The sequence below is a fragment of the Methanothermobacter sp. genome, assembly GCF_030055435.1.
In the GTDB taxonomy this organism is placed as follows: Archaea; Methanobacteriota; Methanobacteria; order Methanobacteriales; family Methanothermobacteraceae; genus Methanothermobacter.
This window is the reverse complement of record NZ_JASFYG010000001.1, coordinates 166,778-187,187: the sequence shown is the minus strand read 5'-3', so window position 1 is coordinate 187,187 and position 20,410 is coordinate 166,778. Positions and strand designations below refer to the sequence as shown.

Sequence of the window (20,410 nt, the reverse complement as noted above, 5' to 3'; positions counted from 1 at the left end):
TCAGTAATGAATTATGTTTCAATCCCACAGTGATTATCATGAAATATGTTATTCTTGTTGGAGATGGAATGGCAGATTATTCCCTTGATGAACTTGATGGCAGAACACCACTACAGGCTGCGGATACACCCAACATGGACCAGCTTGCAGCTAGAGGCGCATGTGGACTCCTCAGGACAATACCAGACGGCATGGAGGCGGGCTCAGATGTGGCGAACCTAAGCATAATGGGCTACAACCCCAGGAGGTACTACACAGGGAGGGGGCCCCTTGAAGCCGCAAGTATAGGTGTGGAGCTCTCCCCTGAGGATGTTGCATTCAGGTGCAACCTTATAAACGCAGATGAGAGGATAGTGGACTTTAACGCCGACCACATTGAAACAGATGATGTAGCAGAGCTCATAGATGCCCTCAACACCCACCTTGAAACCCCTGGAAGATTCTATGCTGGAGTGAGCTACAGGAACCTCTTTGTCATCACAGGACCCAGTTATGCCGATGTGCGAGTCGAACCCCCCCATGACATCGTAGGTGAACCCGTGGACCATCACCTCCCCGGGGGGTCACCTGAGGCAGACCATATAAGGGAGCTCATGCTCGGATCAAGGGGGGTCCTTGATTCACACCGGGTTAACAATGAAAGGGTGGCGAGGGGAAAGAGACCGGCAAACATGATCTGGCTCTGGGGTCAGGGTACCAGGCCATCAATGGAACCATTCAGTGAAAAATATGGCCTGAAGGGCGCCACGATAACAGCCGTGGACCTCATAAAGGGTCTCGGTGTATATGCGGGCCTTGAGAACATCCATGTCCCCGGTGCAACAGGCTACCTTGACACCGACTACCGGGCCAAGGGGAGGTACGCGGCAGCGGCCCTCGAGGAATACGACTTCCTGTATGTCCATGTGGAGGCACCCGACGAGGCCGGACACGCAGGTGACGTTGAGGAGAAGATAAGGGCGATAGAGAATATAGACAGCTTTGTACTGGGAAGGATACTTGATGCCATGACAGAATACGATTGCAGGATATCCGTGCTCCCGGATCACCCGACACCCGTCGAGGTGAAAACCCATGTACCTGACCCTGTACCCTGCATACTTGCAGGTGATGGTGTTGAACCTGATGCTGTAAAATCATACGATGAATTCTCTGCCAGGGAGGGTTCAATGGGTCTCAAGGATGGTCATAGACTCATAGAGTTCATGAAAACCCTCTAGTTCCGGCTTCAGGGTACGAATTTTTAATACCGATGAGGCACATACACTATTCCATTAATCTTATTCACTCGAAGACACATAGACTATTCATTAATCTTATTCAACCACTCAGGAGTTGGTTCATCTGGCCAAGTACATTGTTGTAACAGGAGGAGTTGTAAGTTCTATAGGAAAGGGGATAACAGCAGCATCAATTGGAAGGATACTGAGATCATATGGGCTTTCCGTGACAGCCATCAAGATAGACCCCTACCTAAACTGGGACTCGGGGACCCTCAACCCCTACCAGCACGGTGAGGTCTTTGTTACAGATGACGGTATGGAGACAGACCTTGACCTGGGCCACTATGAGCGCTTCCTGGATGCGGACCTCCCCGGCGAGGCCAACATAACCACAGGTAAGGTTTACCTCTCTGTCATCAACAAGGAGAGGGCCGGTGAATACCTGGGCTCATGTGTGCAGATAATACCCCACATCACCGATGAGATCAAAGCAATGATAAGGAGGATTGCAGATAAAAGCGGGGCTGACGTCGTCCTGGTGGAGGTTGGCGGAACCGTGGGTGACATAGAGGGACAGCCGTTCCTGGAGGCCCTCAGGCAGCTCAGAAATGAGGAGGGCCACAAGAATGTCATGTTCGTCCATGTAACCTATGTCCCATATCTGCGGGCTGCAGGGGAATTCAAGACAAAACCAACACAGCACAGCACAAAGGAGCTCAGGAGTACAGGTATCAACCCTGATATGATAATATGCCGCAGTGAGATGCCCATAGACTCATCACTCAAAAAGAAGATAGCCCACTTCTGTGACGTCGAGGAGGAGGCGGTCGTAAACGCCCCAGACGCATCATCCATATACGAGGTCCCACTGGTCCTTGACAGTGAAAATGTCGGCGAATACATAGTGAGGAGGATAGAACTGGATGTTGAGGGCAAAGCGGATCTTAAAGAGTGGAAGGGAATCGTGGAATCCCTCATGATAGATGAGCCTGTGGTGACAGTTGGGATAGTGGGCAAGTATGTGGAACTCGAGGACTCCTACATAAGCATAAGGGAGGCCCTGAAGCACGCCGCAGCCCACCTGGGGATCCGCGTTGAAATTGAATGGATAAGTGCAGATGATGACGTCAGTGTGGATGACCTCAGACACCTTGACTCCATACTTATCCCTGGCGGCTTCGGTGAGAGGGGTATATCAGGGAAACTCGATGCTGTTAGATTCGCCCTTCAGGAGAAGATCCCCATCTTCGGTATATGCCTGGGGATGCAGTGCATGGTTATAGAATTTGCAAGGCTCAATGGAATGGAGGGCGCCAACAGTACAGAGTTCGATCCGGACACACCCTACCCTGTGATCGACATGATGGAGGAGCAGAAGAGGATAAGGAAGATGGGTGGAACCATGCGCCTCGGCTCCTATGACTGCAGGGTCAGGAAGGGCACCCTTGCACATGAGGCCTACGGGGAGGAACTTGTAACCGAGAGGCACAGGCACCGGTTTGAGGTGAACAATGAATTCCGGGATGAACTTGAGGAGAAAGGCCTTGTAATTTCAGGAACATCACCTGATGAATTTCTGGTTGAGATGGTTGAAATCAGGGACCACCCATGGTTCCTGGGATGCCAGTTCCACCCTGAGTTTAAATCAAGGCCAAACAGGGCACATCCACTCTTTGTATCATTCCTGAAGGCGGCATTTGAAAATAAGGGGTCCTGATTCCTTTACTTTATTTTTCCCTCATCAATGGGCTCCCATACCGTGACGTCCCCACTCCTCATAACAGCCCTGAAGACACCCCCACCATCACCCAGAAGCACTAGCCTCACAAACATTGACCCCTCATACTTCCTCTGGAGTACCACGGTCCGGTTTCTCTCAAGGAGTGCGAATGCAACGATATCTGAATCTGGGTCACCCTCAATAATCCTTGAGTTCCCATTAACAAGGTAAAGCCTCGAAACATTCACCCCATTGAATTTCATACTTCCACTATCATATACAAGACCGTCGCTACTTCTCAGTGGTTCAAGTGAGGTGATGGTACCCGTGGAGTAGAGTGGTTCCTCTGTTTTTCCGGTGAAGTTCCAGCTTCCATAGTAGAGTATCCAGTAGCCCTTGTCTATGAGGCGATCATAGGTTACGAGGACATAATCTGATTTCCGGTTGAGTATGGATTCAACCTTTTTTGCGGTGCCATCATGGAAGCCATACCTCTCAATGAGGTAATCAGCACGTTCACCCCTTTTAACACCCAGAATGTCCCCCAGGATGATGGCTGAAGCTGCAGGGTCATTTTCATTTTTCAGGACCTCAAGGTAGGCATCATCTCCAGAGGATGCAAGCATTGAGAGGATATCAGCTGAAAGCACAGGGTCTGATGTTGCAAGCGCCCTGTTCTGCCAGTACTCCCTGTAAACCCCTGGAACCCTGGGATCAAGGGGATAATCAGCACCCCTCCGGGGGAGGGTTTCAATGTAGGCAAGTCTACCATCAAAATTCACAGGCCTCTCAGCCATGAAGGCAAAGAAGTGTCCGTGGACCCAGTTACAGATCACCACCGTACCAGTTGGTGTATTCTCCCTTATGTAATCTGCAGCGGCCATGAGGTCATCATTAACCCTCGGGTGCAGTGCACTGTAACTCTCAATGCATATGAGGAAGGATGGAAGGATCACCATGGTAGCCACAGCCACATGGAGGGATTTTCTGAATGTAGGATCAGGGGAATCCATGAATCCCACTCTGATTTCATTCCGCCGGATGTCAGTGAGAAAAAGTGCAGATGTAACAAGGATGGGAAGTGCGGTTATTTCAGAAAACCTTATACCCCAGAACATTAAAATGGCCCCTGTCACTGTCCATAGGGATAGTAGAGGCAGCAGCACACTTTTCCTCTGATACCTTATGAGGCCCCTGAAACCGGCAATGCCCGCCAGGAGGAGTCCTGGTCCAAGGGCGACCACTGCATCTGCCAGGTCAGGCCTCTGTAACTCCGTTATGTTGGCGTATGGATTCGGGAAGGGGTATGCGGAACTCACACCTCCAGGTATCCTGAAAGCCCCAAAAAGGATTGATAGGATACTTCCAGGTGCAAGGACCTCAATGAGAGCCGTGCTTACCAGGAGTAGTATGATGGGCTCCCTGCGCCTTAACTTAAACGAGAAGATCATGCTGGCTGCAAGGAGAATATAAAGTATCTGCCAGCCATTCCATGCAGTTGAATATAGGGCCATGAGAACCCCTCCGAGGACTGCATACCTCCAGCTACTCTCCTTAAGAGAGACCTGGAGTGAGAGTACCACGGCCAGTGGAAGGACGAGGTTGAACATGTCTGTGTCATAGAATCCAGGTACAGTCCTCATGAAGTAGAAGGGTACAGAAACCGCCAGAAGACCCGCGGCCGCCGATGATAGGTCATCACAGTCAAGTGACCTTGCAAGGGCGAATACCAGTACACCTGCAAGGGGGGCTATGAATGTTGGAAGCCAGAATGCCAGGTCAGTTAAACCTGTTAATGGTGAAAGGATCATGTAAACAAGGAGCGTGAGGTAGGCGAGAAGTGGCGGGTAATCGAGGGGTACACCTGGGGGGTAATATGAGTACCTGTCCCAGCCATCCTCTGAGAGGGTGCCATGTTCAAGGAGGTTGGATGCGAGCCTGAGGTTGTAGTAGGAGTCCATATCATACATGTATGGCTGGCTGTAGCTTTCACTGTATATACCTGGGACTGTGGCAACCGCACCGGCCCTCAGGGCAAATCCAGCAGAGAATATTACAAGCATGAGAATGAGTGTTCTCATATCAGCTCTTATCAGTCCACAGATTGATTTTTTATCCCACCTCAATGTGCATCCACTCTTTAGTTTATAAGCTGGATATACATTCTGAGATCTGTTCACAAAAACTTAAATATCCTCACTCTGAGAATTAATTAAAAACGAGTCCTGAAATATGAGATTCTCTTAATGTTCACATTAGAGGAGTGATTTTATGGTCATGGAACTGATCCCTGTTTTCATAGCACTTATAGTATGTTTCTATGCCTCATACAGTGATATAAAGAGGGGTTTAATACCCAACCGCCTCACGTTTCCTGTTATTGGCCTTGGTCTTGCCTTTAACGCCATGAGGGCCTACACCGAGGCGGACCCCTGGATATTCATATACACCGTCATCTTCACGGCGGGTATATTTGCCCTTGGCTACATCCTCTGGAGGATGGGTGCCTGGGCCGGTGGTGATGTCAAGTTATTCACAGCCATCACGGCTCTTCTACCATTCCAGCCATCCATTGTGGGTTACACCCTTGGAGGGGTGGCTTTTCCTGTAACAGCAGCTTATCCATTCCCTTTAACACTTATAATAAACAGCATACTGTCCCTATTGCCATTTCTCCTTGTATACGTCTTCTTCATAATCTACACATCGAGGAGGGACCTCATGGATGAGTTCATGGAGCCCCTGAAACAGTACAAGACGAACATGGTCCTTGCCCTTGTGATCACATCGGCGGTGACTCTTACGTTCATTGTAACGGATTTCCTCCCATTCCAGATAATAGTGCTCTCACTCATACTCATCTACCTCCTCACCATGGTCATATCACGCCTACCCAACAGGGTGAAGGCTGTGATAGTATCTGTGATAATTGTCTACTCCCTCTACAGGAACTTCGAGTTAACCGTGAGTGGCGTTGTTGTACTCTGGGTCTCAATAACCGCCATACAGCTTATAAGAAAGCTCCTGACATCCATCACAAGGGAGGCACTGCAGGATACCATGCACGTGGATGAACTCAGGGAGGGCATGATACTCGCCCACACACTCTACAGGAAGGGTGATGAGTACTACTTTGATGACACATCATTCATCGATAGATTCAGGACCGCCGCAAGGACGGGTGATGTATCCACGCTGACCTACAGGGGCGAACCTGTAATTTCTGCAATGGCCGCCGGCCTGAGGGAGGATGAGATCCAGACACTAAGGGACCTTGTAGATGAGGGAAAGATCCGTGATGAGTTCCGTATAAGGAGGGGTCTGCCCTTCGCCCCTGCAATATTCATAGGACTTGTGATATCACTCCTTGTGGGTGACCTTGCAGTCATACTCTTCCGGGCATTTGACCTGGTATTTTAGCCAAGTATTTAAGAGGCCCTCCACATAAACAATAATAATAGATTTAGAAGGTGATCTGCATGGATAGCAGGGGACAGGTTTCCCTGGAGTACCTCCTACTCATACTCGTGGTCATCCTTGTGCTGGGTGGTGTCACCATCCCCCTCATAGGGAGCTCAATAGAGGCGAGTACAGATGTATCCCGGGCATCGGATGCGAAAGTGGCTGTTCAGACTCTGGCTGATGCAGCAAACATTGTGTACTCCAATGGTCCAGGGGCAAAGAGGACTGTGAGCTTCTATTTACCAGTTGATGGTGTTCTTCTATTTGAAAATAACAGGGTAATATTCACTGTGACCTACAGCAACGGTACAAAATCAAATATAACTGCACAGACACTCTGCAATTTCACACCAGAGCCCACAAGGCAAATAAATAAGGGATGGTACAGAGCTGTGGTCTATTGGCCCATCAATTCAACTAACGTGAGGGTTGCCAACATAACCAGGATCTAGGAGGTGTTTCATGAGTTTTTTCTCAAGACTCGGCAGCGCAGTGATAACTCTATTCACACTCATCGGAACGGCAATCTTTGGAATCATAAGACTTCCAGCTAAGATAAGGAGCATGACATCCAATCTTCGGAAGGGAATCTCAGATGTTGATGTTGATGAAGTGAAAAGAAGGATCAGGGACAGGGCTGAGTCAATAGGGGAGCGTATACCAGCCCAGCATGATGAGGAGGTCCAGGAAATCCTCGAGGAGGCAAGGAACCATGACATCAAAATATCTCAGGACGACGCCCCAATAATCATCAAGGCGAGGCGCTTTGATCCAGCAGAGAAGGAAAATGCAGTCCTTAAACTTCAGTTAACAGCCTCTGGGTTCATCGTTCTCTCAATAATATACGTCTTCAATTTCATATCTCTCCTTGTATTCATGCCAGCTGCACTTATACTTCTGGGACTTCTCCTCTACATACTCTACCGCCAGATAAGGGTCATGTACCCAGGGGACTTTGAGGCCTACCGGGACTTCTTCTTCATGTACGTGGGTGTTGGACTCGTTATAATTTTTGTATCAGGTAACTCTGCCATCACAATGGCCTTCCCATTTGTATTTTTCCCGGCACTCACAACACTCCTCTTTGCTGTGCTGGCTGTGGCTGTGGTCTTCCTCATATTCAGAATAAGATATGTGCGGGACTACACCTTCGGCGAGGTTATAGAGACAGGTGAAAACACATCCTATGTCAGGGTTGACTATGATATAAGGAGCAACGTTAAACCAGACGTCTACATCGTCGAGAATGGGGGTTTTGATGTGAAGGTTGGGGATACAGTGAAGCTTGCAGTTGAGGGGTCCGTCATGAGCATGAGGGGTAACAGGCCTGTTAGGATAACCGGTGTGGAAGGGGTGTAACTGGAAAAATTATGACCTCTATTTTATTCTAGACCTGTACCGTGTATGTCTTATCCCCCAGCCTGACGGTGGTGCTATTCACAGGCTTTACCCCATTGAGACTTAATAGGGACTCAACGGTCCTGTTTATCACAAATGCCCTGTAATTTGAGGGAATGGGCGTGTCAAAGTACACAGTTATGGTCCTGTTATTTCCACCTGTTATGGTTGTCTTTGTGACCTTTACTGGCTTCATGGATATGTTAGTGTATGCAATCTCAGCAACCGCAGATGAGGCACCCTCCCTTGCAGCAGCGGCTATACTGTTCTCCTGGGACTGGGGACCTGCAATTGATGAGAAAACAAGCACGATTATCAGTATGAATGAGACGATCAAGAGAAATTCTGCTGAGACCTGACCCCTGAAATCCATATATATCATCCTCCTACTGATATATGAATGAGCAACTATATATAACATTCCCGGCATAAATAACCACATATAAAGAGAAGGGGATAAAATTGAGGGGTATACTGGCTGATAAGAGGGGTTTTGCATTTTCACTTGACATACTTCTGGCTCTCATACCATTAACCATCATGCTGGGCATACTTGCCGCTGATATGGACAACATAATGTATTTAACACAGAGCACAATCTATCAGAGCGCCCTTGACCGCCAGGCATCGGATATAGCAGACGCCCTGGTTGAAACCTCAGGTGTACCTCCAAACTGGGAGCAGCTCGGAAACCCCCAGAGTATAGGACTTGCAAAGTATGACCCTGTGAGAAACACGCCCCAGAAGAACTACCTCTCCCCTGCAAAGATCGCTGGGATGAACACAACCAACATGGGGGAACTTGTGGGCCCGGAGTATGGCTACTACATCAACATAAGCACCACCGAGGGCCTCACTGTCAGAACCCTTGGAACCCTCAACACAAGCGCCCCTGACATTGCAAGGGTTGAGCGTTACGTCCTCACCACCAAGGTTGAGCGTGTGGGTTCAATAGAGGGACTCATAAGGGATGCTGGGCAGCCAAGGACCTACACAACCAACTTCCCAACCAATGATGCATATCTCCGAATTTACGATTACTGGGTCCTTGTAATTAACAGGGGATACAATTCAGCATTTGTGGATGTTAACAACAACCGTGTTATACCTCCCAATGAGATAAATCAGCACATAACAGAGATCAAGAAACAGATAAATGAGACCTACCTCTACAATAACACAACATTCAGGGATAATATACTGAGTGTGAGAACCCAGAGTAACCCCGGGGCATCAATGGATGTCTACATCCTTGCAGCACCCAAGGGTACCCCCCCAGATCAGATCACACTTGATAACGTGAGGTTAAGGCCTGCCAGATTCGTTCTGTACCTCTGGCTAAAATGATAATTATGATTCAGGTGATCAGTTATGATCCGTGATTTCGGTGATGATGAAGGAGGATTCATATTCACAACCGACGCCGTCCTGGCCCTGGTTGTTGTATTCATATTCACAGCATCAATTGTGACCTACTTTGCGCTTCCAAATTATATGGGGACTGACCACCAGCACCTTGAGGCCCTGGCAGCAGACGCCCTGGATGTCATGAGGCAGGACGGGACACTATACTCTGCAGCCGCCATGTACTCCAGGAACAACACGGCAGGTGCCGAGAACCTGATAAGGTCTGAGCTGAGATCACTACTACCACCAGGGGTTGGGTATGAGTTCAAGATGGGACCATATCCGACTCTCAGGAATGACAGCGGAATACTCGTATCAAGGGACACCGCATCAAGGGCCATAGTTATTTCAGGTCCTGAGGAGGGCTGGCTTGGACGTGCATGGTACAAGATGGAGGAGGTCACACTGGAGGACCAGGAGATAAATTCCACCACAACCGTATGGAACTTCCACAACTGGCTTACCAATTTCTGGAACAGTCTTTATTCAAGACCCTACTGGGGATACCAGACCGCACCCCGGAACATCACCTTCTCAGTCCCATCAAGTAACATCCACTGGGGTAGGTTCCTTATTGGTTCATGTAACCGGCAGAACAGGTCATCATACGGGGCCAACGTGGTGATAAACAATGTTCCCCATGTTGTCAGGAACGATAGCTTCACCTTCCTCAACCTTAGACCCGGAACAACAAGGGAACTCATGTACAATTATCAGGGAAACATAACGTCACTAGTGGGCGGCTCGAACAACTTCTATGTCCAGTTCACAAACATGACCACAACGGGAACCACGGATTACGACATGCCATGGTTTTCAATGATAGCCAACTATACAAACACAATAAAGGTGCCGAGGGGTATCATTACCCGCACATACCCCTTCAATGACGCTGCAGGCCTTGCAGTGCCCAGCTTAACGAGGCTTGACAACAATGGGACCATGGGTTACGGCCGTATATATGACCTCAACACGGGTACGGTTACCAACCTCAACACGAGGCGGGTGATAGCATGGGGCAGTATGGTGAGACAGAACCATTCATACTCTGATGGTCTGCCATTCGTAATTGATAACGTTAATGGGGGTAGCGCAGATGGATGTGCGGTAAGCGTCACGCAGGACATTCCAATACCGCCAGGCTCAAGGATACTCGATGCCTACACCGTTGTCAACCCATACGGTGGTGTTGACAATGCCCTTGTGGAGGTATGGAATGGTACAGCATGGAACGTGGCATTCTGTTCATTTAACTATGGTGGAGTAACCTACAGTGCTGTGAGTGACGGTTACGGTAACGTGCCGGGTATCATATACATCAGGGATTACCTGAGGGCTGGGCACACCAATAAGGTCAGGGTTACAATATGGGACAACGTACCTGGCCAGGACTACGACCTTGTGGGCCTTGTTGACTGCTACTCCACGGTCTCCTACACATCACTACCCATCCAGTGGAACAACTACCCCTTTGCAAGCTACCAGAACTCAACCAATGTATCGGCCCCTGTGAGGCAGTTCACCATTGGGTCAGATGCCAAGAAGGTCCTCTTATTCGTGGGGGCAGGATTTGACACCAAAACCATCAAGGTTGAGGTTAAAAACTCAACGAGCGCCTGGACACAGCTCTACAATGGTCCCGTGCCCTTCTCACTGGATATAGGGGCCATTGATGTTGCAGGAAGCAGGATATTCACAACAGGTGGAACCCCTGGAAACTACAGTACAAGACCTGGAACCTATGATATACGTGTCACAGTAAATTCAGGGCAGGGCTGGGAGTCAGGGGACTCCAACGCTGAGATATACTCGGGTACACGTGTCGCTGTCATATACCCCAAATTCCTTGCAAACATGTGGGCCACAGAATATGCCAACGACGCATACACGGCCCAGGCCCTTGCAAGGCAGGAACTCATAGAGATGCTCCAGGCATCAGGCTACAATATAGACCCATCACTTATAAGGACCGAGGCCCTCTACACAGGGGACATACCCAATTCATTACCTGTTAGACTAACACTGTGGAGGAGTTAGATATGAGTATAATCCGTGACGAGGATGGATACGCATTCACACCACTTGCAGTACTCCTCTTCATACCGGTTATTGTAATCGCCATATCCTATGGAAGCATAGTCAATGAGGCCAACATGCTGGCAGCCCTTACAATGGGTGGAGATGTCACTGTAACCGTGGTTGGCTCAATATACTCTACCGTTGAGAAGGCCGCGGCGGATGCAGGGCGTAACGCGGCATACAATGCATCAAGGAACGTTATAGATAACGCTGAATTCTTCCCACCAGGAACCAGCAAGGCCAACATAACAAGGAGCATCGTTGATGCCATAAACACCAACGTCATAAACACATCACAGGAGCTTGAAAGGCAGACGGGCCGTCAGATCTACATCAACAATATACCCATAACCAATTACACCAACGCCACATTCACCACATCGGATGTTACAATAACACAGAGTGACCCCTTCGGGTTCTCAGTGGAGATACGCGGTGGCATACCTGTGAAGGTTGTCCAGAAGGACCAGGTCTATGAGTTCCGGCTACCACAGGTATCATCCTATGTGAGCCTTGAGGGTATAGAGGACCCCTACATATGGATAAACACCAAGTTCCGTGCAAGTAACGTGATCTACAAATACCCCTACTATGCAAGTAACGGTACATATGCAGACTACAGGCTCAATGAGAGTGTCGACAGTAACGGAAGACTCCAGAACCTCTGGTACTGCCTCAACGGGACCGACAACCCCAGCAACATAACACCAAGACCCTACTACTTCGTGGACCCATATGGGCTATCATTCTTTGACCGCCTGGAGAACAGGTCATCCTCTGCAGATCCTGAATACACCAGGATGAGCACATTTATAATAGGCGACCCCCTCCTTGAGGACCATAACGGTAATCAGTACATCTCAAAGGTTGACAGGGAGTACTTCCTTGGAATCGCCGGGACCACCATTAAGGTGAGGAACAATGTTATGTACGACCCCCTTGGATGTCCTTTCTGCCTCTCAGCTACATATAAGAACCTTCTGGGCCTTGCTGCAAACAATTACAGTTAAGGTGATTTAATGGATGATGCCGGTGTTTTAAGCATCGACTTCCTTTTCGCAACACTGATAGCTCTCATCATAATCGCGGGAATGGTAAGCATAGTGGACAGTGAACTCTCAAGGACACAGGTTGGTGAACTTGGGAAGGCCAGGATGATGGGTGAGCGTGTTGTGGGTGCAGTGAATGCAGCCTACACCAATGGCCCTGGCTATGCTGTTAACCTCACATTAGCTTCTGGTTTTCCATACATCATTGAGGTTAGGAATGGGAGAGTCACTGTGTTCTATAAGTCTAGCACAATCGTGCTTCGTCTCATCCCAAAGGTCAACGTGACCACCACCAACATGACGCCTGGATTCAAATACACTGTGAGGAACCAGAACGGTACCATCACCATAAGTAAAGTCACCTGAACAATCAAAAAGTCCGGAGGATTTCTCTTGTTTAGTGACCTTAGGTGGGAGTATAAGGCCCTTGCAATCATTGCCATCATAGCCATCCTTGTGACAGTGTACTCATACAACTCATTCAATCAGGGGGAGAGGGTGAGGCTCTCTGATTCCATACAACCTAAACCCCAGCCGCAGCCGGTACCAGTGAGCGTACCGAACATGACAGATAACAGAACAAACACAACTGAGAATATTACGGCCGAGGAGGCCAGACAGATAGCAGTAGAATCAGGCTACACCGCAGGCCAGCCCACAAGGGGCACAATAAACCTGAACGGTACGAATGTGGAGGTATGGGTTGTACCCCTCCAGAGGGGTGGGAGGACAGTTAAAGAGGTCTATGTCAGCATGGGGAATGGACAGATCGTAGGGAGCAGGGAATTTGCCTGATTAAGCAGTTCCATATGATTCTTATTCTATCTCTTTTACAAGGGAATTCACCTGCGGGATAATCATAAAATATTTAAGGCAATCTGAGATATTATTGGTAAGTGATTAAAGCGCCCCTCAAAAGGATTTGCGGTGAATAAGATGGATGTTCTGAGTGTAATCGTAATGCTGGCCCTCTTTTTTCTTCTACTTGCATTCATATTCTCTGCTGGTCTCATGACACCTGTAATAGGAAGGAAAAACCTCCTTTTTGTGGTATTCATAGGCTTCATCGTGGGGGCCGTTGGGGGGACATTCCTTATTTCACCGGTTTACGATGAGATCCCTGAAATTGCAAGGAGCATATATCTCTCCACATCTGGAGCCACAGAAACCATAACCGCGGATGTCTCAACAGGTGCCGATATAGAGAGGCTCAAAGCGGATCTCGCCTCCCAGGAAGGTGTTGTGGATGTCCGTTCTGAAGGAATAGTGATAAAGACAGATAAGTTCACAGAGGAACGTAAAAAAATAATAGAGGATAAAATAGCAGTTATAGATTCCAATATAACTTCATGGAAGGTTTACACGAATGGTACCATAATCCTTCAGGTTAAAAGGGGATATAACCCTGTGAATGCCCTTGAGAACCTTGCAGAGTGGCTCATGTACACTGGAGGTATAAACACAAGGTACAGCACTGTCAAAATGGTGGTGGAGGTGAAAGCAGCAAATGTCGATGCAGTCGTCTCCTACCTTGAGGCGAGGGATGTAGTGGTAACAGGTGTCAGGGGCCCTGAAGAGGAGAAAGTGGCTGAACTCAGGAAGTCTCTACCTCCTAAATCCAATATAGTGCTTTTCTGTGGGGTTCTTGGAGTGCTGACGGGTCTTGCAGGTGTTTTCATAGACTCCATCGCGGGTTTTTTCAAGAGAATCTACAGGAAGTACAGGGGTGAAGCATGAGGTCTGTGGTACTATATTCAGGGGGTAAGGACAGTACAATGGCCCTCTACCATGCACTAAGGGAGTCTGAGGTCCGATTTCTGGTTTCCATGGTATCAGATAACCCCGAGTCCCACATGTACCATGTGCCAAACATCAAACTCACATCCCTCCTTGCAGAGGCACTTGAAATACCCCTCATTGAATCCAGGACTAGAGGTGTTGAGGAGGAGGAGGTTGAGGACCTTGCAGAGACCCTTTCCATGTTGAAGGAGAGGGGTGTAGATGCGGTTTACTCGGGGGCACTATACTCTGAGTATCAGAAGTCAAGGATAGATACGGTCTGCAGGAGGCTTGGCCTTAAGTCGGTGGCACCACTCTGGCACAGGGACCCCATTGATTATATGGAGGAGGTTGTTGACCTTGGATTCAGGGTCATGATAACAGCGGTTGCAGCTGAGGGTCTGGATGAGTCATGGCTCGGGAGGATTGTTGATAGGGAGATGATAGCTGAACTCGCTGATCTCAGTGAGAGGTACGGTATAAACCCTGCCTTTGAGGGTGGAGAGGCCGAGACCCTCGTCCTTGATGGCCCAATATTTAAGAAGAGACTTGAGATACTTGAATATGAAAAGAAGTGGTTCTTTGATAACGGATTCCTGGATATAAAGAGGGCTGTGCTTGTTGATAAGGACTAGCTTTTATTTTTAATCCATACTTTCATCCGTTTCCCCGGATACATCAGGTGCAAGCCAGTCAATGATCCCCATTATATCGTCTGACTCAATCTCTACCATTATATCCCCAAGGGGTGTGATGGGTTCCTCGAGAACATTGACACGCCCTATGAGGGCCGCCTGCTTGTTTATATAAAGACGGGTTGATTTGCCCCTCATGTTCTTAATTAGGATTCCTCTCGCGGTTAGCCGTATCTTCCGCCTCTCAAGGGCCTCCCTGAGTTCACTGAGGCTCTCAATACTGCCTTCGCCCTTCAGGAAATCTCCATCGCTCTCAATTTCAAGGTCTGGAAATACGTTCATAACGGCTTCCCTGACCTTTTCAGGGTCCTCTGTTGCTCGCACCGGAACCTCAACCCTCACAGTATCCATCATCTCCCCTCCTCGCATAGTTTTCTGAGTATCTTTTTTGCCTGGTTTTTTATCTTCCAGATGGGGCCCTCATTGACTATCATGTAATCTGAGGTAGCTATTACATTCCCTATTCCGAATCCAAGTTCCCTTTCATCCCTTTCAATGAATTCACTGTAACTTGATGAATCATCCTCTCTTCTACGCTTTTTGAGGCGTCTGAATCTTGTCTTTCGCGTTGAGAATACAGATATCACCCTGAATCCAGGGAACTTCTTCCTGAATATTTCAACCTCGTGGGGGCTTCTTATCCCCTCTATAAGGAACCTTTCGGATTTTGCCTTCTGTATCCTTTCAACACACTTCTCGGCAACGACGTATTCACCGTATTCCTCCCTGAGGCGGACAGCTGTCACCCCTGGCTCTTCACCTCGTTTTCTGGCTTCATCCCTTATAACGTCACCCATCCTTATAACCTGGAATCCCATGGACTCGGCGACCCTTGATACAACACCCTTCCCTGCTCCTGGCATCCCTGAAACTCCAATAACCACCATGTTCACACCTTATGTATTCTTAGTGGAACTCAATCTCTGGATTGTAACGCCTTATATCAAGCAATTTTATGGTTTCCTTCAGGTTTTCTGTGTTGTCAAATTCCCTGAGGATCTCCTCAAGTTTCTCCCTTGGGGCATCCCTGAGTTCCCTTACGGCATCTATCAGGTTCGGTAAAGCCCTCACAATGTTATCTGTTATGCTTATACTGGCCATTCTTGATGTACGTGATAGGGGGTTGAGGTCCACGGTTATAACAGTTTTTCCGGATTTTCTCAGTATCTCGGTTCTATCACCATCCTCAAGGGGTACAAGGACTGTATCGGCGCTGTATATACCTTCAGGGCTTGCTGTTGCCCTTGGGCTCATTATACCATCTATGTGAATGAGTTTGCCTGTTCCAAGGATCTCTGATGCCCCATGTTCCCTCAGGACCGCCTCTATGAGTTTCACCCTCTTCTCTGTCCTGTGGAAGAGGTTTATCTCTATTTTCCCTCCAATCTCCCCTGCAAGTTCCACAACCTCTGCAGGGACAAGTGCTGCGGTGTTCCCGTTAACTGAAATCACTGGGTTCTCTGCAAGGATAAGAGCTGCTGCTGCCGCTTTTATGGCCTTTCTGGCAGGTTCTGTTGTCTCTTCACCCAGCAGGTAGTCAAAGGCCTCACCCCTTCCATGGGCGATCATTCCTGAGTCTGCAAGTATGCCCCTTCGCCAGGCATCTGTTATTTTCTCTCTCTGCATAAGTGAATGGTAGCGTGGATGGTCCCTTGAAATCATGGTACTCTATTGTACCGGACATTTAATAAGTTTATTTCATGTAAAGTGGGTGTCAGCCAAATATTTTATACCAGCTTGAAGATAGAATTAGGAGGAGGAATCCATAATGGAAGAGGAAGTTGAGATCAAAAGAAAACCCAGAAAGCCAGAGTATGGGAAAAGCCTCTGGGGGATCTACCTTGGGTCAATGCTGGTGATAATAGGTGTTATATGGTTTGCATTTGCATCAGGCCTTATACCACCACAGTACTCAAGGTTCTGGCCCCAGGCCCTGCTGGTTATCATTGGGGTTCTTATAATCATAAAATCCATCAGGAAATGAGCGGTGATTGTATGAAGGAACTCATGAAGCGTCTCTCACTTGCCAGTGGAGTCTCTGGATTTGAGGGAGAGGTAAGGGATATCATATCATCTGAACTTGAAGGTCATGTCGATAGGATAGAGGAGGACAGGCTTGGTAACATCATCGCAACCAAGGGCGGGTCCGGCCCATCGGTCATGCTCGCAGCCCATATGGATGAAATAGGCCTCATGGTGAGGCACATCGATAAGAAGGGCTTCATAAGGTTTTCAAAGATAGGGGGAATCAATGATCAGATGATACTCAACCAGGCCGTCTGGATCCACGGGAAGAATGGCGCTGTTATGGGTGTCATTGGATCCAAGCCCCCACACCGGATGAAAGCCGCTGAGAGGAAGAAGGTTACAACCCATGATAACATGTTCATCGATATAGGGGCAGAGTCCCGTGAGAATGCAGAGGAATTTGTCTCTGTGGGGGATCCCATCACATTCCATGCATCCTACAGTGAACTTCCCAATTCCAGATTCACAGGGAAGGCCCTTGACAACCGTATAGGGTGCCTTGTAATGATTGAGGTCCTTAAAAGGGTCGATGCTGATGCAACAGTTTACGGTGTTGGAACGGTCCAGGAGGAGGTGGGGCTGAAGGGTGCCAAGACCTCAGCTTTCAAGCTCAACCCTGACATGGCCCTTGCCCTGGATGTTACAATAGCCGGGGATCACCCTGGTATGAAGGAGGAGGAGGCACCAGCGAAGCTTGACGGTGGCCCTGCCGTCATACTCACAGATGCGAGTGGGAGGGGTATAATAACCCATCCAAGGGTTAAGGACTGGCTCCTTGAGACGGCAGGGGAGGAGGATATACCGGTGCAGATAGAGGTGAGTGAGGGGGGAACCACCGATGCAACAGCCATTCACCTCACAAGGGAGGGTATACCTGCAGGTGTGGTCTCTGTACCCACAAGGTACATCCACACAACGGTGAGCATGGCAAGTATGAAGGACATCAGGATGACCGTTGACCTTCTTGTTAAGGCAATTGAAAGGCTGTAAACCCTCCACCTATTTTACTACGATTTAACGTTTAATTTTTCCGTCAACATAGAAGATGTATGGGCTGTCACACCAGTTTTCATAGACCTCCACAACATATTTACTGCCCATAACCACGTCCCTGGTCATGATCTCATTCAGAAACTGGTGGACTGTTTCCTCTGAAATTTTCACCCGGCAAGGAAATTCGCACTGTTTTTTCATTTCAAAGACCTTTATTACGACCTTTCTCTTCAACATGCAAACCTCCTTTTGAATAACTCTGATCAATAATGTAATAACGTAATATATAAATTTATCTAATTATTATATTATGATTGAAGTACCTGGAAAATGGGAACGATGCGCCAGCTTAAGGCTTTAAATAAATGTCTCCCGCAGATAGGCATCAGAATAAAATTAATATCACTGGGGACTCTCCAATTATGAGATAATTTGATTATGGTACCGTATCACTCCTCAGGATTCTCAATAACCTCAAGGCCATTATCTGATATGATGTAAGGTACAAATTCAATTGGTGTCCTTGTGCTCCTCATCTTTATAATATCCATAACCCTCTCCCTTCTACCTGTGTAGGGGTTCTCCCTCTTTATCAGCTTTATGGCGCCGTATACCGCGTAGAGGGCTATCTCATTGAACTCCATTGAGGTGGCGCTGTCAAGGATTATCAATGCAGTTATACCCCTCTTCTTTAGTTCGTAGATGAGGAGGTCAAACTGGTCCCGGAACTCATGTGTTGTTAGTTTCTCTGTATGGCTACCTATACTGTCTATCACAAGCACCTCAGTATCCTCCGGGATCTCGGCCAGTATCTTCTGAAGGTTTCCCTTGACGGATTCAATGCCTATGTTTATCTCCGCCTCTGTGAGCCTTGCCCTTATTGCAGAGAGTCCTATGATCTTCAGGGTACCTGATTCCATCAGTTCATCTATATCCCACCCAAGGGAGGCGCACTGGATCCTCAGGTCAGTCTCGTCTTCCTCTGTTGTAACATAGACTGTTTTAAGTCCATTCCTGGCACTCTCAATGGCAAATTGAAGTGCCATGATGGTTTTACCAGCCCCGGCGTCACCTGTTACAAGAATACTCCTCCCCTCCGGGTATCCCCCTATTATATCGTCCAATCCCTTAACCCCCGTACCTAACCTAGGTATAGCATCCATTTATTTACCCCCCATTAGTCCATTCAGATACATGTATGAATTCAAATATGAGGCTCCCCTCTCTATACCATATGGAATTCGAATGTGAGGTTCTCGTCCCTGCTCCTCAGTGTTGAGGTCTGTATGACGCTTCCCTTGATACCTGTCCAGGTGAAACTCCTCATCAGCATGGCCCTGAATATGAGTGAAAAGATGGGATTCTGACGTGCCTCATTGATCCAGGGAAACGTCTTAAATTCAAGTACATACCGTGACTTCTCCTTTCGGAGCCCGGTCTCAATTCCAAGGTTCCCGAGAAACCCTGAAAGCCACTTTATGTATGCATTGAAAACCCTCTCGGGCGCCCTACCTGACCTGATATCCTCAACAACCCCCAGCTTCTCCATCATCCTCTGGAAGTTGGGTTTGAGGTTCTTCTCAAACCTGTCCGCAAAGTTCTTTATGATGGCATTTCTGAGCTGTGGAGGAATTGATGATGCAAAGACTGGCACAGCCGAAACAACGAATCCATAAAGCTGGGCCTTTGACCTCTCACGGATAAGTTCCTCCCTCCTCTTCTCGGCCTCAACCCTCCCTGTTATGTCATGCCCTATTATCTGGAGGAGGTTCTTCTCGGTTGTTGTCTCAATTGTGGTGGAGTGTATCTCAAAGTGGTGCTTTCTACCCTTCACATCAACAAATTCGATTTCAAAGGTTTTATGATCATGGTTCATGAGGTCAAGGATCTTCTCAAGGACATCCCTTGATATTAGGCCCCTCCTTTCGAGGATGGAGAGTTTCTTACCCCTCAACTTCTTCCTGTTAAGCCCTGTCAACTCCTCAACGGTTCTGTTTGCAAAGAGTATCCTTGAGTCAGAGTCCAGGAGGATTATGGGATCGGGTGATGTCTCAAGGAGTGCCCTGTAGCGTTCCTCACTTTCGCGGAGTTTACTGTCCATCCTGTGTTTATAGAGGGCCACCTCGATTGCACTGTGAAGCTCACGATCCTCAAAGGGTTTTATTATATACCCGAAGGGCCCTGTGAGCTTCGCACGGCTGAGGGTCTTCTCATCAGAGTATGCTGTGAGGTAAACAACGGGTATATTCATCTCCTCTCTTATGACCTCTGCCGCCTCTATACCGTCCATTTCACCCTTGAGCACTATATCCATGAGTACAAGGTCAGGTTTCTCCTCACGGGCAAGTTTTATTGCCTCCTCACCTGAGGCTGCCATGCCAACCACGCGGTAGCCGAGGCCCTCGGCCCTGTGTTTGATGTCCATAGCCACTATACTCTCATCTTCCACAACGAGCAAACTTGTAGGCGACATTCAATCCTCCCTGGATATCATCCATCCCCTGGATTAAAGTTCACACAGTTAGATATATTATGTAAATGATCAGTATAAATAATTTGCTGGAAAATTCCGTTATC

22 protein-coding genes are annotated in these 20,410 nt (G+C 48.2%); 14 read left to right on the top strand and 8 right to left on the bottom strand.

The genetic code is table 11. The features are described 5' to 3' along the window. Positions 1-38 precede the first annotated feature (38 nt). Together QFX30_RS00820 and pyrG are read left to right on the top strand one after the other, a co-directional pair. Positions 39-1,220 carry a cofactor-independent phosphoglycerate mutase gene (locus tag QFX30_RS00820; RefSeq protein WP_300486873.1) on the top strand — a complete coding sequence of 394 codons (1,182 nt, stop codon included), beginning with the start codon at positions 39-41 and terminating at the stop codon, positions 1,218-1,220. A 115-nt stretch (positions 1,221-1,335) separates the two neighbouring features. Next, the gene (pyrG, locus tag QFX30_RS00815) at positions 1,336-2,940 is read left to right on the top strand and encodes a glutamine hydrolyzing CTP synthase (RefSeq protein WP_300486871.1); all 1,605 of its coding nucleotides are present in this window, start codon (positions 1,336-1,338) and stop codon (positions 2,938-2,940) included. A gap of 5 nt (positions 2,941-2,945) precedes the next feature. Here pyrG and QFX30_RS00810 read toward each other — a convergent pair whose 3' ends face one another. Next, positions 2,946-5,024 carry an STT3 domain-containing protein gene (locus QFX30_RS00810; protein ID WP_300486869.1) on the bottom strand — a complete coding sequence of 693 codons (2,079 nt, stop codon included), beginning with the start codon at positions 5,022-5,024 and terminating at the stop codon, positions 2,946-2,948. A 190-nt stretch (positions 5,025-5,214) separates the two neighbouring features. Here QFX30_RS00810 and QFX30_RS00805 point away from each other — a divergent pair, with 190 nt between their 5' ends. The 3 genes from QFX30_RS00805 to QFX30_RS00795 are packed head-to-tail and all read left to right on the top strand — an operon-like array spanning position 5,215 to position 7,764. Then, positions 5,215-6,363: an A24 family peptidase C-terminal domain-containing protein gene (locus QFX30_RS00805; RefSeq protein WP_300486866.1), complete on the top strand. Its 1,149-nt coding sequence runs from the start codon at positions 5,215-5,217 to the stop codon at positions 6,361-6,363. A 59-nt stretch (positions 6,364-6,422) separates the two neighbouring features. Further along, on the top strand, positions 6,423-6,857 hold the full coding sequence (locus tag QFX30_RS00800) for a class III signal peptide-containing protein (RefSeq protein ID WP_300486864.1): 435 nt from the start codon (positions 6,423-6,425) through the stop codon (positions 6,855-6,857). 10 nt (positions 6,858-6,867) lie between these two features. Further along, positions 6,868-7,764, top strand: coding sequence for a DUF2101 family protein (locus tag QFX30_RS00795; protein WP_300486861.1), 897 nt, complete (start codon positions 6,868-6,870; stop codon positions 7,762-7,764). A gap of 28 nt (positions 7,765-7,792) precedes the next feature. Here QFX30_RS00795 and QFX30_RS00790 read toward each other — a convergent pair whose 3' ends face one another. Then, positions 7,793-8,176, bottom strand: a complete 384-nt coding sequence (locus QFX30_RS00790) for a hypothetical protein (RefSeq protein ID WP_300486858.1) — start codon at positions 8,174-8,176, stop codon at positions 7,793-7,795. 89 nt (positions 8,177-8,265) lie between these two features. Here QFX30_RS00790 and QFX30_RS00785 point away from each other — a divergent pair, with 89 nt between their 5' ends. From QFX30_RS00785 to QFX30_RS00755, 7 genes are all read left to right on the top strand, one after another. Then, entirely contained in the window at positions 8,266-9,150 is an 885-nt protein-coding gene (locus QFX30_RS00785; protein WP_300486855.1) for a hypothetical protein, read from the top strand. A gap of 24 nt (positions 9,151-9,174) precedes the next feature. Next, positions 9,175-11,247, top strand: coding sequence for a hypothetical protein (locus QFX30_RS00780; RefSeq protein WP_300486852.1), 2,073 nt, complete (start codon positions 9,175-9,177; stop codon positions 11,245-11,247). Between the two features lie 2 nt (positions 11,248-11,249). Then, entirely contained in the window at positions 11,250-12,299 is a 1,050-nt protein-coding gene (locus QFX30_RS00775; protein WP_300486850.1) for a hypothetical protein, read from the top strand. Positions 12,300-12,308: 9 nt separating this feature from the next. After that, on the top strand, positions 12,309-12,704 hold the full coding sequence (locus QFX30_RS00770) for a hypothetical protein (RefSeq protein ID WP_300486848.1): 396 nt from the start codon (positions 12,309-12,311) through the stop codon (positions 12,702-12,704). Positions 12,705-12,731: 27 nt separating this feature from the next. After that, a complete protein-coding gene (locus tag QFX30_RS00765; RefSeq protein ID WP_300486846.1) occupies positions 12,732-13,133 on the top strand; it encodes a hypothetical protein in 402 nt (133 codons plus the stop codon). A 141-nt stretch (positions 13,134-13,274) separates the two neighbouring features. Continuing rightward, on the top strand, positions 13,275-14,075 hold the full coding sequence (locus QFX30_RS00760) for a hypothetical protein (protein WP_300486844.1): 801 nt from the start codon (positions 13,275-13,277) through the stop codon (positions 14,073-14,075). Further along, positions 14,072-14,752, top strand: coding sequence for a TIGR00289 family protein (locus QFX30_RS00755; RefSeq protein ID WP_300486842.1), 681 nt, complete (start codon positions 14,072-14,074; stop codon positions 14,750-14,752). The genes QFX30_RS00760 and QFX30_RS00755 overlap by 4 nt, the downstream gene beginning before the upstream one ends. A gap of 9 nt (positions 14,753-14,761) precedes the next feature. On the opposite strand, the gene QFX30_RS00750 is transcribed toward QFX30_RS00755, so the two are convergent. Genes QFX30_RS00750 through QFX30_RS00740 form a run of 3 tightly spaced genes read right to left on the bottom strand, consistent with a single transcriptional unit; the run spans position 14,762 to position 16,474 of the window. Then, positions 14,762-15,163 carry an RNA-binding domain-containing protein gene (locus QFX30_RS00750; protein ID WP_300486839.1) on the bottom strand — a complete coding sequence of 134 codons (402 nt, stop codon included), beginning with the start codon at positions 15,161-15,163 and terminating at the stop codon, positions 14,762-14,764. After that, positions 15,163-15,699 (bottom strand): AAA family ATPase, encoded by a 537-nt coding sequence (locus QFX30_RS00745; RefSeq protein WP_300486837.1) that lies wholly within the window; start codon positions 15,697-15,699, stop codon positions 15,163-15,165. The genes QFX30_RS00750 and QFX30_RS00745 overlap by 1 nt, the downstream gene beginning before the upstream one ends. 19 nt (positions 15,700-15,718) lie before the next feature. Further along, positions 15,719-16,474 carry a 4-phosphopantoate--beta-alanine ligase gene (locus QFX30_RS00740; protein WP_300486835.1) on the bottom strand — a complete coding sequence of 252 codons (756 nt, stop codon included), beginning with the start codon at positions 16,472-16,474 and terminating at the stop codon, positions 15,719-15,721. A 106-nt stretch (positions 16,475-16,580) separates the two neighbouring features. Here QFX30_RS00740 and QFX30_RS00735 point away from each other — a divergent pair, with 106 nt between their 5' ends. Beyond that, positions 16,581-16,796, top strand: a complete 216-nt coding sequence (locus QFX30_RS00735; protein WP_300486832.1) for a hypothetical protein — start codon at positions 16,581-16,583, stop codon at positions 16,794-16,796. 11 nt (positions 16,797-16,807) lie between these two features. After that, on the top strand, positions 16,808-17,830 hold the full coding sequence (locus QFX30_RS00730) for a M42 family metallopeptidase (protein WP_300486829.1): 1,023 nt from the start codon (positions 16,808-16,810) through the stop codon (positions 17,828-17,830). Positions 17,831-17,854: 24 nt separating this feature from the next. On the opposite strand, the gene QFX30_RS00725 is transcribed toward QFX30_RS00730, so the two are convergent. From QFX30_RS00725 to QFX30_RS00715, 3 genes are all read right to left on the bottom strand, one after another. Further along, positions 17,855-18,070, bottom strand: a complete 216-nt coding sequence (locus QFX30_RS00725; RefSeq protein WP_300486826.1) for a hypothetical protein — start codon at positions 18,068-18,070, stop codon at positions 17,855-17,857. A gap of 212 nt (positions 18,071-18,282) precedes the next feature. Continuing rightward, on the bottom strand, positions 18,283-18,996 hold the full coding sequence (locus tag QFX30_RS00720) for an ATPase domain-containing protein (protein WP_300486823.1): 714 nt from the start codon (positions 18,994-18,996) through the stop codon (positions 18,283-18,285). Between the two features lie 62 nt (positions 18,997-19,058). Then, positions 19,059-20,282, bottom strand: a complete 1,224-nt coding sequence (locus QFX30_RS00715) for a methanogen output domain 1-containing protein (protein WP_300487362.1) — start codon at positions 20,280-20,282, stop codon at positions 19,059-19,061. Positions 20,283-20,410 lie beyond the last annotated feature (128 nt).